This window comes from Pedococcus sp. P2_A3 (assembly GCF_056405035.1).
In genome coordinates this window covers 17,620-33,215 of record NZ_JBFUCW010000020.1, presented here as the reverse complement: position 1 = coordinate 33,215, position 15,596 = coordinate 17,620, and the positions used below count along the sequence as shown (strand labels likewise).

Here is a 15,596-nt window from a genome sequence, read left to right as displayed (position 1 = left end):
CGCCGTGACCCTGCGGTCCAGCACCACTCCGGAAATCCACTTCACGCTCAACGGCGCGCTGACCGAGGTGACCGTCGAGGCTGGCGTGAGCCTGCTCGACCTGCTCCGCGAGCGCCTCGACCTCACCGGCACCAAGAAGGGCTGCAACCAAGGGGCCTGCGGGGCCTGCACCGTGCTGGTCGACGGGCGGCGGGTGCTGGGCTGCCTGACGCTGGTGGCGCAGCTCGACGGTCGCGAGGTGACCACGATCGAGGGGGTGGGCACGCCGGAGCAACCCCACGACCTCCAGCGGGCCTTCATCCGGGCCGATGGCTTCCAGTGCGGCTACTGCACCTCGGGCCAGATCTGTTCGGCACTCGGCATGTTGCGCGAGCTCGACGAGGGGGTGCCGAGCGCTGTCGCCGAACACGTTGCGGCGCAGCCTGATCCGAACGAGCTCGAGGTGCGCGAGCGGATGAGCGGCAACCTGTGTCGGTGTGGCGCGTACAACGGCATCGTGGACGCCATCTCCTCCTACTCCGACGCCGTGGGTGGTCACCGGTGAAGCCTGTCTCGTATGCCGTGCCGACCAGCCTCGACGAGGCGCTGGCAGCGATCGTGGACCTGCCCGGGGCGAAGTTCCTCGGGGGTGGGACCAACCTCGTGGACCTGATGCGCGAGGGGATCGAGACGCCCGACGTCCTGGTCGACGTGACCCGGCTGGGGCTGGACGAGATCACCGAGACCGCGGGCGGTGGTCTGCGGATCGGGGCGGGGGTGCGCAACACCGACCTCGCCGCCCACCCGCTGGTGCGGCAGCGCTTCCCCGTCGTGGCACAGGCGTTGGTGATGGGCGCGTCGGGGCAGATCCGCAACATGGCCACGGTCGGCGGCAACCTGCTCCAGCGCACCCGCTGCCTCTACTTCTACGACGGGGCCGCCGCCTGCAACAAGCGGGAGCGAGGCTCCGGCTGTGACGCGGCGGCGGGTCACCACCGCATGGGCGCCATCCTCGGCGCCAGCGAGCACTGCGTCGCGGTGCACCCCTCGGACCTCGCGGTGGCCCTGGTCCTCCTCGACGCCGAGGTCGAGGTGGCCAGCCGCGCCGGCACGCGGTCGATCCCCATCGGCGAGTTCCACCTCCTGCCCGGCCAGACCCCCGACCTCGAGACCGCCCTGGGCCGGGACGAGCTCGTCGTCGCGGTGACGCTCCCTGCGGAGCCGCTCGGGGTCAGCTCGCGCTACCGCAAGGTGCGCGACCGCGCGTCGTACGCCTTCGCGCTCGTGTCGGTGGCGGCCGCGCTGGAGGTGCGGGACGACGCAGTGACGCAGGTGCGGGTCGCCCTGGGTGGGGTGGCCCACCGCCCCTGGCGGGCCACCGTCCTCGAAGGCGAGCTCACCGGCCGGCGCGCGACCGATGAGGAGTTCGAGCGCGCTGCCCGAGCCGAGCTGGCCCAGGCCGTCGGCGGCCCCGGCACCGACTTCAAGATCGGGCTGGCGGTGCGCACCATCACCGCCACGCTGCGACGGCTTCGCGACGAGGGGGGTGCGGCATGACGATCGCCCCCGAGCGCACTGGCACGACCACGACCCCCGCGACGGAGGCGCGGCCGGGGGCGCCCGGGCCGTCGATCGGCCGGGCCGTCGACCGCGTCGACGGGTTGGCGAAGACCACTGGCACGGCGCGGTTCTCGGCCGAGTACCCGATCCCCGGACTCACCCACGCCGTCCTCGTCCACGCCCCGATCGCCCGGGGCCGCATCACGTCGCTCGACACCACGGTCGCCGAGGCCCACCCGGGTGTGGTGCTGGTGCTCACCCACCACAACGCCCCGCGGCTCACCCCGCCACCCACCCGGATGAACCCCCTCGACCTGTCGACCATGGCCGCGGGGAGCTCGATCCCGTTCCTCAACACCGACGAGGTCCACGTCGACGGCCAGCCGGTCGCCGCAGTCGTGGCCGAGACCCTCGAGGCTGCGCAGTACGCCGCGACGCTGGTCCGCGTCGAGTACCTGCAGGTCACACCGACCGGCGACTTCGACGCGGAGCTGCCCAACTCCACGCCGGTCCGGTCGATGCCCGTCATGCCGCCCACCGGGGGCAAGCGCGGTGACGCCCGCGCGGCATACCAACGGTCTGCGGTGAAGGTGGACCTCTCGTTCAGCACGCCCCAGCACAACCACAACGCCCTCGAGCCGCACGCGACAACGGCCGAGTGGGACGGCGACCGGCTCACGGTCTACGAAGGCAGCCAGAACATCGACTGGACGCAGAAGTTCCTGGCCAAGCGCTTCGGGATCCCGGCTGGTGACGTGCACGTCGTGGCGAAGTTCGTGGGCGGTGGGTTCGGCGGCAAGTCGAAGGTGTGGGCGGCGACCCTCATCGCCTGCATGGCGGCCAAGGTCGCCCAGCGGCCGGTGCGCCTGGCGCTGACGCGGGAGGGGGTCTACCGCACGGTCGGGGGCCGCACCCCGACGCGCCAGCGGGTCGCGATCGGCGCCTCGACCTCGGGGCACATGGAGGCGCTCATCCACGAGGTGACGTCGCGCAAGGGCCGGGTGGGCGGCGAGGCCGACCAGGTCGTGGCCTGCAGCCTCGACCTCTACGACGCGGCCACGATCCTGGCCGAGCAGCGCATCGTCGAGCTGGACCTCATGTCCAACACCGCGATGCGGGCACCGGGAGAGGCCCAGGGCAGCTTCGCGGTGGAGTGCGCCGTGGACGAGCTCGCCGTCGAGCTCGGCCTCGACCCGGTCGACCTGCGGCTGCTCAACCAGCCGGGGGAGCGCAGCCCGGTGCACGGCACGCGCTACTCGCACCGCCGGCTCGCCCAGACCCTCGAACGCGGCCGTGACCTGTTCGGCTGGGCCGACCGCCCGGCACCCGGCACCCGCGACGGCAAGGACCTCGTCGGCTGGGGCGTGGCGGCGGCCATCCACCCCTCCTGGGAGTTCGTGGCGAACGTGCAGCTCACCGTCGACGCGTCCGGGGGCGCCACGCTGGCCTGTGCGTTCCACGAGATGGGCATGGGCACCGCGACCGTGGTGGGTCAGCTGGTGGCCGACTGCCTGGGGGTGCCGCTCGAGCGCGTGACCGCCATCTACGGCGACTCCGACCTGCCGATGGGGCCCGGAGCCGGCGGTTCGGCACAGACCGCGAGCCTGGCGGCCTCGATCGAACGAGCCTGCCGCGCGATGCGCAAGCGCGTCGACGCCCTCGCCGAGACGGTGGGTATGCCGGATGGCTCCGACCCCGGCGACGTCCTGACCCGTGCGGGCAAGGGACCGCTCACGGTGGAGGTGGGAGCCGACAGCGGTGCGCGGGCGACCTGGGGCCAGGTGCGGTTCCTGACGAAGATGGTGCTCGACAGCAGGCGCTGGATGAAGGCGGCCACCGGTGCCCACTTCTGCGAGGTCAGGGTGGACGCCGACACCGGCGAGCTCCGGGTCAGCCGGTGGACGAGCGTCTTCGACGTGGGCAGGGTGGTCAACCCCAAGACCACCCACAGCCAGCTGCGCGGCGGCATCGTCATGGGGCTCGGTCTGGCGATGGGGGAGGAGACCCTCATCGACCCGCGCAGCGCCCGGATCATGAACCCGAGCCTGGCCGAGTACCACGTGCCGGTGCACGCTGACGTGCCACACCTCGAGGTCCACACCCTCGACGACCCCGACCCGCAGATGCCGCTCGGGGTCCTAGGAGCCGGGGAGGTCGGCATCGTGGGGGTCGGCGCCGCGGTGGCCAATGCCGTGCGGCACGCCACCGGGCGACGGGTCACCGACCTGCCGCTGACCCTCGATCGCCTCGTGGGCTGAAGGGCGCCCCCGGAGCCGGTTCCCCCTCACGGGAGATGACGCTTGACCTTGACGCAGGGTCAAGGTTGCACGCTTGCGCCATGACCACACCATCACCAACCATCGAGATCGTCGGGCTCACCAAGTCCTACGCCGACCACGAGGTGCTCACGGGGGTCGACCTGACCGTCCCCGCGGGCTCCATCTTCGCTCTCCTCGGCTCGAACGGAGCCGGCAAGACGACCGTCGTGAGGATCCTGTCCACGCTGCTCCGGGCCGACGGCGGCACTGCCGCGGTGAACGGCCACGACGTCGCGGACCAGCCCGCGAAGGTGCGGGAGTCGATCAGCCTGACCGGACAGTTCGCCGCCGTCGACGAGGTCCTCACCGGGCGGGAGAACCTCGTCCTCGTCGCGCAGCTCCGACGGCTCCGCGAGCCCGGTGTCGTGGCCGACGGTCTGCTCGAGCGGTTCGACCTGACCGATGCGGGTGGCCGCCGAGCGGGCACCTACTCCGGTGGCATGCGTCGCCGCCTCGACATCGCCATGAGCCTCATCGGCACCCCACCGGTGCTCTTCCTCGACGAGCCGACGACGGGACTCGACCCCCAGTCACGGATCGAGGTCTGGCAGACCATCCGTGAGCTGGCCGGCGGCGGCACCACGGTGTTGCTCACGACGCAGTACCTCGACGAGGCAGAGCAGCTGGCGGACCGGATCGCGATCCTGCACCAGGGACGGATCATCGCCGAGGGCACCCTCGCCGAGCTCAAGCAGCTGTTCCCGCCGGCCGAGATCGAGTACGTCGAGAAGCAGCCGTCCCTGGAGGACATCTTCCTCGCGATCGTCGGTCGCGACGACGCCCACTCGCCCATCGCCAAGGACGCACGATGACCGCTGACCTGCTCCACGACACCAGCGTGCTGCTGAAGCGCTCACTCCGGCACATCCTGCGCAGCCCCGACACGATCATCACCACGGCGGTCACGCCGATCGCGATGCTGCTGCTGTTCGTCTACGTCTTCGGCAGTGCCATCGACGTCGGGGGCGCCAGCTACGTCAACTACCTGCTGCCGGGCATCCTGCTGATCACGGTCGCCTCCGGCATCGCCTACACGGCGTTCCGCCTGTTCACCGATGTCTCGGGTGGCATCTTCGAACGGTTCCAGTCGATGCCCATCAGCCGGTCGGCCCTGCTCTGGAGTCACGTGCTGACCTCCGTCGTCGCGAACCTGACCTCGCTCGTGCTCGTCGTCCTGGTCGCGCTCGTGATGGGGTTCCGTTCTGGGGCAGGGGTTCTCGCGTGGCTCGCAGTCCTGGGGATTCTGGTCCTGTTCACGCTCGCGCTGACCTGGCTGGCCGTCATCCCGGGTCTGACGGCGAAGTCGGTGGACGGCGTCAGTGGCTTCTCCTACCCGCTGATCTTCCTGCCGTTCATCAGCTCCGCCTTCGTGCCCACAGCCGGGATGCCCGGGCCGGTGCGCTGGTTCGCCGAGCACCAGCCGGTGACCTCGATCGTCAACACGATCCGCGCCCTCTATGCCGAGCAGCCGCTCGGCCACGACGGCTGGGTCGCACTCGCCTGGTGCGTCGGGTTGCTCGTCGTGGCGTACGCGCTGGCCATGCGCACCTACCGCACCAAGGTCGCCTGAGGCGCGAGGATGAGTGCCATGCTCACGATCAGCCAGCTCGCGACGTACGCCGGCGTGACCGTGCGCGCCGTCCGGCACTACCACGCCAAGGGACTGCTGCCCGAGCCCGAGCGCGATGCGTCGGGATACCGCCGATATGACGCGGCTGCGGTCGTCGAGCTGGTGCGGATCCGCACGCTTGCCGACGCCGGCGTCCCGCTGGCCAAGGTGCGGGAGCTGCTCATCGCGGATGACGAGGAGTTCGCGGCGGCGGTCGACGAGATCGACCGCCGCCTGCGCTCGGAGATACGCCAGCGCCAGCGGCACCGCGAGCGCATCGCCCAGCTCGTCGCCGGAGAGAGCCTCGCCCTGCCTCCCGAGGCGGTGGCCTACCTGACGCGGTTGCGCAGCGTGGGGGTCCCCGAGGAGATGGTCGAGGCCGAGCGCGACGCGTGGATCCTCGTGGCCGCGCAGATCCCGGAACGGATGGCGTTCTACATGGCGACCAAGGAGCGGCAGCTCGACGACCCCACGGTGCGTGATCTCTACCGCGACCTGGCCGAGGTCACCCAGTGGTCGGCGGACGATCCGCGCCTTGACCGCGCAGCCGAGCGTCTGGCGGAGCAGTTCGAGCAGGTGCCCGATGACGCGTGGGACGAGGAGGAGCTGCCCGGGGACCTTGCGGACCTGCTCGACGGTGTCTTCCTCTCGTCCGTCCCCGGCGCGCAACGCATGCTGGCCCGGCTCGAGCAGCTCGGCTGGACCGGGTGGACCAACATCCGGCGCATCGACGCCGGGGTCTGATTCCTCTTACGTAACCTTGTGGGTACGTACCCTGTCTGTTACCTTGACTGCATGGACGCAGTGCTGCAGGCGTTGGCCGACCCGAGTCGGCGCACGGTCCTCGCGATCCTGCGCGACCACCCAGCCACCGCTGGTGAGCTGGCCGAAGCCCTGCCCATTGCCCGACCCGGGGTTTCGCGGCACCTTCGGGTGCTTCGTGAGGCAGGGCTCGTCTCCGTCCGTCAGGAGTCGCAACGCAGGATCTACAGCCTCAGGGCCGAGGCGCTGGTCGAGGTGGACGAGTGGCTCGACGACTACCGCGCGCTGTGGCAGCACCGGCTGGATGCCCTGCACACCGAGATCGCACGCGGGAAGACCACCCGAGGGAAGACCGCCCGAGGGAAGAACGCACGAGAACAGACCGCCTGAGGAAAGAAGGCCAGGACGTGAACATCATCGGCACGACGCGAACCATCGACCAGACCAGGGGTGCGGTCAGGGCCGAGGACCTGTACGACACCGACATCGACGACCTGTGGGCGGCGTGCACGACTCCGGAGCGGCTCGCCCGGTGGATCGCCACGGTCTCGGGAGACCTGCGGGTCGGGGGCGTGGTCGACGTGGTCTTCGCCAGCACCTGGTCCGGCCGGGCGCGCATCGACGTGTGCGAGGCGCCGCACCACTTGCTCGTCACGTCCGAACCCGGCACCGACGAGGAGTCGCAGACCGAGGTCTGGCTCGTCCAGGAAGGACAGCGCACCCGGCTCGTCGTCGAGGAGCGGGGTCTCCCCCTCGACGCGCTGCACTTCTACGGCGCAGGCTGGCAGGCGCACCTCGAGGACCTCGCCAGCTCGCTCGACAGCGACGGCCCGGTCCACCCGGAGGGCTGGTCGCCCGAGGTGGCGGCACCCGGATGGAAGGCGCGCTGGGAGGAGCTCACGCCGGCATACCAGGCCTCGCCAGGGCCCGAGACCGTGGTGACGGGGAGCTAGGACCCGATCCGACGGGTGAAGGTGAGGTGGGTGACGCCACTCGGGGTCGAGACCGCCTCCACGGCGTAGGAGTCCTCGAGGGCCTCGAGGCCGTCCCAGAGGCGCACGCCGCGGCCGAGGACGATGGGCACCTGCACCACGTGCAGGTGGTCGACGAGCCCGGCGAGGACGAAGTCGCGGACGACCGTGGCACCCCCGCCGATCCGGACGTCCTGGTTTCCGGCCGCCTCCCGGGCCGCCTCGAGCGCATCCGCGGGGCTGGCCTCGAGGAAGTGGAACGTGGTGCCGCCCTCCATCTCCAGCGATGGCTTCGGGTGGTGGGTGAGCACGAAGGTGGGGGTGTGGAACGGCGGGTTCGGTCCCCACCAGCCCTTCCACTCCGGGTCGTCCTGCCAGCCGGGGGGACCGAACTTGTTGGCCCCCATGATCTCGGCGCCGATCCCTGGGGTGTGCTGTGCGGCGAAGGCGTTGTCGACCCCCAGCGAGCCGGTGGCCTCGTCCCAGTAGCGCGTCGCGAACATCCACCGGTGCAGCCGTTGGCCGGCGTGGCCGAAGGGCGCTTCCAGGGACTGGGGTTCGCCGGTGGCGAAGCCGTCGAGCGAGACCGACAGGTTGTGGACCCGAGTCAGGGACATGTGCACTTCTCCTCTGTCTGCTGGCGTGTCGTCAGTGTCGTCAGTGCCGTCAGTGCCGGTCGGTGCCGGACGTCCGGCCGTGGATCATCATGCGCCATGGGGTGCGGACCGGCTCATCGGCCGCCGGTCAGGCCGTGGGCGACACAGGTGCGCGCCGTCGGCCGCGCCTCCAGCCGCGCCCGGGGGATGGGTCGGCCGCACACCTCGCAGAGGCCGTACCTCCCCTCGCGCAGCCGGGACTGGGCCTCCCCGATGCTCAGGAGGTGCGCGTTCGCGGCGGCGATGAGGGACGACAGCTGGGAGCGCTCGTAGGCGATGGTCTGGCCCTCCGGGTCGTGCTCGTCGTCGGCGTTCGAGCCCCGGGAGGCGGCGAACAGCTCCTCGAGGTCCCTCGTCATGCTGGCGAGCCGGGCCCGCACGTCCTCCTGCTCACCCCGCAGGCGGTCGGCGACGGCAGCCACGTCGAGAGCGGCGTCGGCGCGGGTGGGGTCGGGGAGCTCGTGGTCACCCATGGAGGATGGGGTCGAACGGGTCGGTCGCCGTCATGTCCTTCTCCCTCTCAGGCCGTCGGGTCGATGGTGCGGGTACGGGTACAGACCGGTGACCGCCACCGAAGTCATCGTGGCCCACGCGCAGGCCGTGCGCCCGGCGGCGAAACCGGGAGCCCGTCGTCCGGATCGCGTGCGAGGCTGCAGTCATGATCCTGCCGAAGCCTGACGTCTGCGTCTCGTGGGGCCAGGCGCTGGCCTGGCGGATGGAGCGGCAGCTGCTCGCCCCCGTGGGATCCGAATCGGTGGCGGGGGTGGTGCGCCGTCTCGGGGTCGTGCCGTCGATGGACGAGTCGCTCGCCGAGCTCGCGGTGCGGACCCGCCGGACGGGCTCGCGACCCGGCGAGCTGGCGGAGGCCCTGGCGGAGGGGACGGTCATCAAGGCCTTCGCCTTCCGGGGTGCCGTGCACTACCTGTCACCCGAGGACGGCGGCGCGTACCTCGCGCTGCGAGCGGCCGGACGGCAGTGGGAGCTGCCCAGCTGGGTGGAGTACTACCGGCTGGCGCCCGAGGACTGGCCGGCCTTCCGGGCAGCGGTGCGCGAGGCGCTCGACGCTGGGCCCCTGACCCTCGCCGAACTGGGCGATGCCGTGACCGGGCAGGCGGCCTATCGTCACCTCCGCCCGGTCTTCGACGACGGTGCCGGCACGCTCATCAAGCCGCTCACCTGGCAGGGCGACATGGGCTTCGGCCTGCCGCGCGACGGACGTGCCACCTTCCAGCGGCTCGACACCAACCCGCGGTGGGCAGGGATCCMGGACCTCGATGTCGCGGGACCGGCTGCGGTCACGGCCTACCTGCGCACCTACGGTCCGGCGACCTCCGACCACGTCCACTACTGGCTCGGCAAGGGGCTGAGTGCCGGCCGCAAGCGGCTGACCGGGTGGCTCGACGGCCTCGGTGACCGCCTCGTGCCGGTCGACGTCGACGGCACGGTGGCGCACGTCCTGCGCGAGGACGTCGCCGCGCTGGAGGCCGCCCACCCAACCGACGCCGTGCGGTTCCTGCCCGGTCACGACCAGTGGGTGATCGGCCCGGGAACCAAGGACGTGCACGTGACTCCGCCAGCACATCGAGACCTCATGACCCGCAAGGCCAACCCCGTCGTCCGCGGTGGTGTCGTCTGCGGCACCTGGGCGAGACGAGGTGGCGAACTCGTGGTGACCTGGCTCGACAGCGCCCGGCGACCCGACGCCGACCTCGAGGAGGAGGGGGCGCGCCTCGCCGCCATCCTCGGCGCTGACCTGCGCCTGCGGGTCAGCGCCTAGTCAGTGGCCACCACGTCGACCGAGATCTCCACCGCGGGCACCGAGCGGCGGTTCTCGAGCCAGTGCAGCGTGTCCCGGTCCTCCGGCCAACCCACTCCCGGGCCGTAGTCGGTCTCGACGCCGTCCCTGTGGTCGGTGATGGTCCCCTGCAGCACGTAGACCGTGCCGGGTCTGCCCCGGTGGTCGTGGAGCGGGCCGAACACACCACCCGGGGCGATGGTCACCATGCGCATGCGCAGCTGACGGCCTTCCAGGCCGGGGATCTCGGGGCCGAGGTCGACCGTGGCGAGCAGCTGCACGTCCACCCCAGTCGTCTCCGGCACGACGGGTTCACTCATCGGGCTTCCCTTCCTACGTTGCCTGGGTGGGTGGTCGGTAGAGCTGCTCCACCGCTGACTCGATGTCGTCTCCCTCGACGTCGACCGGTTCGACGTAGAGGCGGCCCTCGGCGATCAGGTCGTCGCGGACCACGATCACGATGACACCCCGCATCGAGAAACCCGAGCCGTCGACGTGGTGGCCGCGCCAGTCCACCTCGCCCCACTCGGTCTCGCCCGCGACGCAGGAGGCGACCAGGGCGGCCTGGAAGTCCGGCACCCCGGCGAAGACGGACGTCCAGTTCGCCAGCACCTGGGCCCGGCCGCGGAAGGCTCGCCCCGGGTGCGCCGGCTGCGCGCTGGCGTAGTCCTCGGCGAAGTGTGACGCGAACCGGTCGGCGTCGTGGGCGTTCTGGGCCTCGGTCAGGCGCTCGAGCATGCTGCTCACGACTGCCATCGTCGTCCGCCCGGCCCTCCTCAGCAAGGGTCTGCCGTGACCGGGCTGCCGGGACGGGGCTGGCGGGACGGGGCTGGGCTGAAGGAGCTCGCGCGCCGCGGTCAGGGCCGGTCGATCTCCGCGAACACCGGTCGACCCAGCGAGGGGTCGGTGAGGAGCCGGCTGAAGTCGGTGGTGTTGCGGGAGATCGAGATCAGCAGGCGACCATCGGCCAGGGTGATGCCCGGGTGGGCCAGCGGGGCGTACTTGAGCTGTCCGGAGGGGTCCTGGAACTCGGCCCTCGTGCCGCGCTGGGCGGTCCACGGCCCGACGGGGGAGTCGGACGACCACGCGTAGACGGTGTTGCCCAGGTCGCCGTCCCGCTTGGAGACGATGACGAACTGGCCGTCGAGCGCATCCACCGACAGCGTCTGCGAGACGCCTCCCCGAGCAGGCAGGATCGCCGCGGCCCGGGCCGGGTCTCCCACCCAGTCGGCGCCGTCCCAGAACTGCCACGTCGCACGGTTGCGCGCGACCGCGACCGGGGCGCGCGCGGCATACAGGGCACGGCCGAAGGAGTCCTTGCTGGGCAGCCGGGTGCCGTAGACGTAGAGCCAGCCACCGCTGACCGTCATCGCGGAACCCCAGTTGACCTGGTCCGGGGCCGGGTCGTCCGGCGTGATGTCGAGCTGCTGCCGCAGGGCCGGCGCCCCGCCGGCCGGCACGTCGAAGATCGTGGCGCTGCTGCCGAGGTAGGTGAAGTCGAGGCCGCCGGAGGTGCCCCGACGGATGCGAGCGGAGATCACGACGAGGACGTCGCCCTCCGGCCGGGTCACCGACACCACGGACATCGGCCAGTGCACCACGCCGTCAGGCCGGTCGGGGATCACCGGCCCCTGCCCGGCGGTCTCCACCTGCGACGTGCAGAGGCCGCTGGTCACGAGCATCGAGTTCGCGACGACGCGCGGGGTGATGCCGTCGCCGCGGACCGTGTCGCCGAACACCCACACGATCCGGTCGTCCGGCAGCCTGGCGCTGGCCCCGATGTCGCCGGCCTGCCACAGCGGGAGGTCGAGGCCGGCCACGATCCGGTTTAGCTGCGCGACCGTCACCGCAGGTGGCCTCCCCGTCGACGGCACCTTCGCGCAGGCCGGCGCCAGGCGCGGGTATGCCGCGTCGCCGGTGGTCTCGGTGGCCTCGCCGCTGCCGGGCGCGGAGCAGTCCGCGAGGGCGAGGGACGCCACGAGGAGCGCGACCCCGGCGAAGACGGGGGAGACGCGGCGCATGACCGCAATCCTAAGGACGCGACACGCGGACCCAACATGTGGTGCCACGGATTCGCACCACCACCCGCATATGGTGTCTCTTGCTGGTCCGGAGGCCGCGCAATCGGGCTCCGGGGCAAGAGGGAACCCGGTGTGACTCCGGGACTGCCCCGCAGCGGTAAGCGGAAACGACCGCCGTCACCAAGCACTGCTCGCACCACGCGGGTGGGAAGCGACGGCCAGTAGGAACCGGGTCGGCGACCACCAGAAGCACGGTCACCGACGCGTTGGTCCGCGAGTCCGAAGACCTGCCAGCGACCGCGCACGCCGTGTGCGGTGAGTCGTGGCCTCGAGGGCGGGTCACACGACATGCACGGTCGACCGCACCCGGTTCCCGGAGGCGGTGGCCGTGTCGTCGTCCCCTCCTCGTCTCCGCGGCACCGAATCGCTCGCGAGGAGAGAGCAGTGACCGACACGACCACCGAGGTCATCGACGACCCGGCCACAGGACAGCACGCCACCCGCCGCACGACCATGGCGGTGCGCAAGCGCAACGGCGACAGCGAACCCGTCGACGTGATGAAGATCGTGCGCGCCGTGGAGCGCTGGTGCGACGACCTCACCGAGGTCGACCCCATGAGCATCGCCACGCGCACCATCAGCGGCCTCTACGACGGCGCCACGACCGCCGAGCTCGACCGGCTGTCGATCCAGACCGCCGCCGAGATGACTGCCGCCGAGCCGGAGTACTCGCGGCTGGCGGCACGGCTGCTGTCGAACTACATCGACAAGGAGGTGCGGGGGCAGCAGATCGCATCGTTCAGCCAGGCCGTGCGCCTCGGTCACCTCGAGGGCCTGATCGGTGACGAGACCGCGGCCTTCGTCGAGGCCAACGCCCGCAAGCTCGACCACGCCGTCGACGTCACCAACGACCGACGCTTCGAGTACTTCGGCCTGCGCACCGTCTACGACCGCTACCTGCTGCGCCACCCCGAGACGCGAATGGTCCTGGAGACCCCGCAGTACTTCCTGCTGCGCGTCGCCTGCGGCCTGTCCCACACGCCGCAGGAGGCGATCGGCTTCTACCGCCTGATGGCCTCCCTGGCCTACCTGCCGAGCTCACCGACGCTCTTCAACTCCGGCACCCGGCACACACAGATGTCGTCGTGCTACCTGGTCGACTCCCCCCAGGACCAGCTCGAGTCCATCTACGACCGCTACGCGCAGGTCGCCAAGCTGTCGAAGTTCGCTGGGGGCATTGGCATCTCGTGGTCCCGGGTGCGTTCTCGCGGGGCGCTGATCCGCGGCACGAACGGTCACTCCAACGGCATCGTCCCCTGGCTGCGCACCCTCGACTCGTCGGTCTCGGCCGTCAACCAGGGCGGCCGTCGCAAGGGCGCCGCGTGCGTCTACCTCGAGCCGTGGCACCCCGACATCGAGGAGTTCCTCGAGCTGCGTGACAACACCGGCGAGGACGCCCGCCGCACCCACAACCTCAACCTGGCCAACTGGGTGCCCGACGACTTCATGCGCCGGGTGGAGGCCGACGAGCAGTGGAGCCTCATCGACCCGAACGAGGTCCCCGAGCTGCCTGACCTCTGGGGCCCCGCCTTCGAGGAGGTGTATGCCGCCGCGGAGCGCGACGGGCGCTTCGTGCGCCAGGTCAGTGCGCGAGAGCTCTACGGCAAGATGATGCGCACCCTGGCCCAGACCGGCAACGGCTGGATGACCTTCAAGGACGCCAGTAACCGCACCTGCAACCAGACCAGCGACGAGCAGGTGCCGGGAGCACCGGTGGTGCACCTGTCGAACCTGTGCACCGAGATCATCGAGGTGTCCAGCAACGACGAGACGGCGGTCTGCAACCTGGGCTCGGTCAACCTCGCCCAGCACCTGGATGCCGATCGGGCCGGGGTCGACTGGGACAAGCTGCGCGCCACGGTCCGCACCGCCGTCACCTACCTCGACCGCGTGATCGACATCAACTACTACCCGAGCGAGGAGTCGGCCGCCTCGAACCCGCGCTGGCGTCCGGTGGGGTTGGGTGTGATGGGGCTGCAGGACGTGCTGTTCGCGCTGCGACTGCCGTTCGACTCGCCGGAAGCCAAGGAGCTGTCCACCCGGATCGCGGAGGAGGTCTACCTCTCCGCCCTCGAGCGCTCCAGCCAGCTGGCCGCCGACCACGGCGCCCACCCGGCATACGGGCAGACGCGCGCAGCGCGCGGTGACCTGCAACCCGACCTCTGGGACGTCACCCCCACCCAGACCGAGCGGTGGAAGCAGGTGCGCAAGGCCATCAAGGACAACGGACTCCGCAACTCGCTGCTGATCGCGATCGCGCCGACGGCCACCATCGCCTCGATCGCGGGAGCGTACGAGTGCATCGAGCCGCAGGTGTCCAACCTGTTCAAGCGCGAGACGCTGTCGGGGGAGTTCCTCCAGGTGAACACCGCACTGGTGCGCGAGCTCAAGACACGCGGTCTGTGGACCCCCGAGGTGCGCGAGGCGATCAAGCGCAGTGACGGCTCGGTCCAGGGCATCACGCAGATCCCGGAGGACGTGCGCCTGCTCTTCCGCACCGCGTGGGAGCTGCCCCAGAAGTCCCTGATCGAGCTGGCAGCCGCGCGTCAGCCCTACATCGACCAGAGCCAGTCGCTCAACCTGTTCCTCGCCTCGCCGACGATCGGGAAGCTCAGCTCGATGTACCTCTACGCGTGGAAGGCCGGGCTCAAGACGACCTACTACCTGCGGTCGCGCCCGGCGACCCGCATCCAGCAGGCGACGACCTCCGTCGCCGCACCAGTCCCGACGGTCCCGACCGTCCCCGACGAGGAAGCCATCGCGTGCTCCCTCGAGAACCCCGAGAGCTGCGAGGCCTGCCAGTGACCACCACCAGCACCACCTCGACCACCGCCACCAGCACCACGACCACCGCCGGGAAGATGTTGCTCGACCCGGGGATGAACCTCACCCTGCGGCCGATGCGCTACCCGCACTTCTACGAGCGCTACCGCGACGCCATCAAGAACACCTGGACCGTCGAGGAGGTCGACCTGCACTCCGACCTCAAGGACCTCCAGCGGTTGACCGCGGCGGAGCGGCACCTCGTGGGCCGGCTGGTGGCGTTCTTCGCGACCGGCGACACCATCGTCGCCAACAACCTGGTCCTCAACCTCTACCAGCACATCAACTCCCCGGAGGGTCGGCTCTACCTGAGCCGGCAGCTGTTCGAGGAGGCCGTGCACGTGCAGTTCTACCTGACCCTGCTCGACACCTACGTCCCCGACGAGAAGCAGCGGCACGAGGCCTTCGCGGCGGTCGACAACATCCCGTCGATCAAGGACAAGGCCGACTTCTGCTTCCGCTGGATCGACTCGGTCTTCGACCTGGACAAGCTGGAGACCAAGGCGCACCGACGAGCCTTCCTGCTCAACGTAATCTGCTTCGCGGCCTGCATCGAGGGGCTGTTCTTCTACGGCGCGTTCGCGTACGTCTACTTCCTGCGCTCACGGGGCCTGCTCAACGGGCTCGCGAGCGGCACGAACTGGGTGTTCCGGGACGAGTCGATGCACATGGCCTTCGCGTTCGACGTCGTGGAGACCGTGCGCCGCGAGGAGCCGGACCTCTTCGACGAGGAGCTCGCCGACCAGGTGCGGGCGATGATGCGTGACGCCGTGGACGCGGAGGCGCAGTTCGCGCAGGACCTGTTGGGCGGGGGAGTGGCGGGGCTCTCGACGACCGACATGCGCACCTACCTCGAGTCGGTGGCCGACCGTCGCCTCGAGCAGCTCGGGCTCGAGCCCGAGTACGGCTCGAAGAACCCGCTGGCCTTCATGGAGCTCCAGGACGTGCAGGAGCTCTCGAACTTCTTCGAGCGACGCGTCTCGGCCTACCAGGTCGGCGTGACCGGGTCGGTGGGGTTCGACGAGGAGTTCTAGACCGAGGG

General features: G+C 70.7%; 16 protein-coding genes and 1 riboswitch. Of the genes, 11 read left to right on the top strand and 5 right to left on the bottom strand.

Annotated features, from left to right (window positions below; translation table 11 throughout):
- The first annotated feature begins 4 nt into the window (after positions 1–4).
- The 8 genes from AC1DX8_RS15750 (at position 5) to AC1DX8_RS15715 (ending at position 7,181) form a co-directional block, all read left to right on the top strand.
- Positions 5–544: a (2Fe-2S)-binding protein gene (locus tag AC1DX8_RS15750; RefSeq protein ID WP_477630881.1), complete on the top strand. Its 540-nt coding sequence runs from the start codon at positions 5–7 to the stop codon at positions 542–544.
- Positions 541–1,536 (top strand): FAD binding domain-containing protein, encoded by a 996-nt coding sequence (locus AC1DX8_RS15745; protein ID WP_477630880.1) that lies wholly within the window; start codon positions 541–543, stop codon positions 1,534–1,536. Before AC1DX8_RS15750 ends, AC1DX8_RS15745 begins: the two co-directional genes overlap by 4 nt.
- Positions 1,533–3,797 carry a xanthine dehydrogenase family protein molybdopterin-binding subunit gene (locus tag AC1DX8_RS15740; RefSeq protein ID WP_477630879.1) on the top strand — a complete coding sequence of 755 codons (2,265 nt, stop codon included), beginning with the start codon at positions 1,533–1,535 and terminating at the stop codon, positions 3,795–3,797. The genes AC1DX8_RS15745 and AC1DX8_RS15740 overlap by 4 nt, the downstream gene beginning before the upstream one ends.
- A gap of 80 nt (positions 3,798–3,877) precedes the next feature.
- A complete protein-coding gene (locus AC1DX8_RS15735; protein ID WP_477630878.1) occupies positions 3,878–4,669 on the top strand; it encodes an ABC transporter ATP-binding protein in 792 nt (263 codons plus the stop codon).
- Positions 4,666–5,427, top strand: coding sequence for an ABC transporter permease (locus AC1DX8_RS15730; protein ID WP_477630877.1), 762 nt, complete (start codon positions 4,666–4,668; stop codon positions 5,425–5,427). The genes AC1DX8_RS15735 and AC1DX8_RS15730 overlap by 4 nt, the downstream gene beginning before the upstream one ends.
- Before the next feature lie 18 nt (positions 5,428–5,445).
- Positions 5,446–6,210, top strand: coding sequence for a MerR family transcriptional regulator (locus tag AC1DX8_RS15725; protein WP_477630876.1), 765 nt, complete (start codon positions 5,446–5,448; stop codon positions 6,208–6,210).
- Positions 6,211–6,261: 51 nt separating this feature from the next.
- A complete protein-coding gene (locus AC1DX8_RS15720; protein WP_477630875.1) occupies positions 6,262–6,618 on the top strand; it encodes an ArsR/SmtB family transcription factor in 357 nt (118 codons plus the stop codon).
- Positions 6,619–6,635: 17 nt separating this feature from the next.
- A complete protein-coding gene (locus tag AC1DX8_RS15715) occupies positions 6,636–7,181 on the top strand; it encodes an SRPBCC domain-containing protein (protein WP_477630874.1) in 546 nt (181 codons plus the stop codon).
- Here the strand turns inward: AC1DX8_RS15715 and AC1DX8_RS15710 are convergent.
- Both AC1DX8_RS15710 and AC1DX8_RS15705 read right to left on the bottom strand, forming a co-directional pair.
- The gene (locus AC1DX8_RS15710) at positions 7,178–7,816 is read right to left on the bottom strand and encodes a dihydrofolate reductase family protein (RefSeq protein ID WP_477630873.1); all 639 of its coding nucleotides are present in this window, start codon (positions 7,814–7,816) and stop codon (positions 7,178–7,180) included. The genes AC1DX8_RS15715 and AC1DX8_RS15710 overlap by 4 nt on opposite strands.
- A 113-nt stretch (positions 7,817–7,929) precedes the next feature.
- Positions 7,930–8,328 (bottom strand): TraR/DksA family transcriptional regulator, encoded by a 399-nt coding sequence (locus AC1DX8_RS15705; protein ID WP_477630872.1) that lies wholly within the window; start codon positions 8,326–8,328, stop codon positions 7,930–7,932.
- A gap of 185 nt (positions 8,329–8,513) precedes the next feature.
- On the opposite strand from AC1DX8_RS15705, the gene AC1DX8_RS15700 reads away from it, so the two are divergent.
- Positions 8,514–9,632 carry a DNA glycosylase AlkZ-like family protein gene (locus AC1DX8_RS15700; RefSeq protein WP_477630871.1) on the top strand — a complete coding sequence of 373 codons (1,119 nt, stop codon included), beginning with the start codon at positions 8,514–8,516 and terminating at the stop codon, positions 9,630–9,632.
- On the opposite strand, the gene AC1DX8_RS15695 is transcribed toward AC1DX8_RS15700, so the two are convergent.
- The 3 genes from AC1DX8_RS15695 to AC1DX8_RS15685 all read right to left on the bottom strand — a co-directional run bounded on the left by AC1DX8_RS15695 (position 9,629) and on the right by AC1DX8_RS15685 (position 11,671).
- Positions 9,629–9,970, bottom strand: a complete 342-nt coding sequence (locus AC1DX8_RS15695; RefSeq protein WP_477630870.1) for a cupin domain-containing protein — start codon at positions 9,968–9,970, stop codon at positions 9,629–9,631. The genes AC1DX8_RS15700 and AC1DX8_RS15695 overlap by 4 nt on opposite strands.
- A 13-nt stretch (positions 9,971–9,983) precedes the next feature.
- Complete coding sequence (locus AC1DX8_RS15690) at positions 9,984–10,388, bottom strand: nuclear transport factor 2 family protein (RefSeq protein WP_477630928.1); 405 nt, start codon at positions 10,386–10,388, stop codon at positions 9,984–9,986.
- Positions 10,389–10,507: 119 nt separating this feature from the next.
- Complete coding sequence (locus AC1DX8_RS15685) at positions 10,508–11,671, bottom strand: DUF4185 domain-containing protein (protein WP_477630869.1); 1,164 nt, start codon at positions 11,669–11,671, stop codon at positions 10,508–10,510.
- Positions 11,672–11,738: 67 nt separating this feature from the next.
- Positions 11,739–11,980: riboswitch (cobalamin riboswitch) on the top strand.
- A 135-nt stretch (positions 11,981–12,115) separates the two neighbouring features.
- On the opposite strand from AC1DX8_RS15685, the gene AC1DX8_RS15680 reads away from it, so the two are divergent.
- Together AC1DX8_RS15680 and AC1DX8_RS15675 are read left to right on the top strand one after the other, a co-directional pair.
- The gene (locus tag AC1DX8_RS15680; RefSeq protein WP_477630868.1) at positions 12,116–14,536 is read left to right on the top strand and encodes a ribonucleoside-diphosphate reductase subunit alpha; all 2,421 of its coding nucleotides are present in this window, start codon (positions 12,116–12,118) and stop codon (positions 14,534–14,536) included.
- Positions 14,533–15,588 (top strand): ribonucleotide-diphosphate reductase subunit beta, encoded by a 1,056-nt coding sequence (locus tag AC1DX8_RS15675; protein WP_477630867.1) that lies wholly within the window; start codon positions 14,533–14,535, stop codon positions 15,586–15,588. Before AC1DX8_RS15680 ends, AC1DX8_RS15675 begins: the two co-directional genes overlap by 4 nt.
- Positions 15,589–15,596 lie beyond the last annotated feature (8 nt).